This is a genomic window from Mesorhizobium sp. M2D.F.Ca.ET.226.01.1.1, from assembly GCF_004022705.2.
Classification (GTDB): Bacteria; Pseudomonadota; Alphaproteobacteria; order Rhizobiales; family Rhizobiaceae; genus Mesorhizobium.
In genome coordinates, this window is sequence record NZ_RZOY02000044.1 from 1 (window position 1) to 1,094 (window position 1,094).

Below are 1,094 nucleotides of genomic sequence, written 5' to 3' on the forward strand. Positions count from 1 at the left end.
CAGGGCTATCGCATATGGGTTAGGGCCTGGATGAGATAGTCGTCATTCCAGGCGCATTTCTTGATGCGGTGGCTGATTGGAACTTTGTCAGCATCTGCGGCCTGAAGGATGTTTCTGGCGATGCGGGTGATGAGTGCGGTGTTGGCAGGGGCATTGTCCTTGCGGGCACGGGATCGATCCTCATCCAGATGAACGTCGAGCATCCAATGCAGCCCGTTCTCGATCTGCCAATGGGCTCTCGTGAGTTCAAGCGCCTGCTGTGGCGACAGCAGAGTGGAAGCCATGAATAGTCGCGTCCGCGGCTTGGCCTGATCGCGCTGGCTGGTGATGCGGATGAAGGCTTCGTGGCCGGCCATCAGTGGCTTGGTGGCGGCCACGACCTCTGCCTGACGCCACTCGTCACGACCATGGCTGGTCTCGCTGCGCCCCGCCACAGCGGGGGCGGTTTCGGCCAGATGTTGTTTGGCATGAGCGAGCCAATGGCGTCGGTTTCCCTTGAGCGCCAGCAGATAGTTCCCGCCACCATCGGTGATGGCTTTTGCCATGCGCTTGTGGCAGTGAAGTGCGTCGGCTGTGACCATTCTGCCAGTAAGATCAATGAGTTCGATCACCTTGAGGGCGGCCTCGACCTCATTGTCTCCGTCGTCCGGCGACACCGCCGCCAAGCATAGCCGCGTCTCGGCGGCGAAGGCCGACACCGTCAGCGGCGGACTGGCCGCAAGGCCCTTCTCATAGGCTCGTCGCAGCGCCTTGCCATCGAGCGAGACCACCTCCTGGCAGGCACGCGCGAAGTCTGCGGCAAAGGCGGCGAAGGCTCGCCCGAACGCCTCCGGATCAAGTAGTCGCAACAGCCGCGAGAAGGTGTCATGGCTGGGTGCCACCTCGTACTCGATCAAGCGCGACAGTGCCTGCCTGCGCTCCTGTGCAAACAGCGAGAACTCTGTTGCCTTGCTTGCCCCGCAAAGGCTTGCGGCGATCATCATCACGATCAGGTCGCCAAGCCGATGCGTGGCGTTGCCAGCGCGCGGATCGGGCAGCGCGCCGAAATAGCTCTCAAGGCTCGAAATGGCAGTCTCTCCTCAATTCGACTGCCT

General features: G+C 61.9%; 1 protein-coding gene. It reads right to left on the minus strand.

Features of this window, described 5'->3' with window-relative positions:
* Positions 1-5: 5 nt before the first annotated feature.
* Positions 6-1,067 (minus strand): ISAs1 family transposase, encoded by a 1,062-nt coding sequence (locus EN869_RS33675; RefSeq protein ID WP_135858182.1) that lies wholly within the window; start codon positions 1,065-1,067, stop codon positions 6-8.
* Between the last annotated feature and the right edge of the window lie 27 nt (positions 1,068-1,094).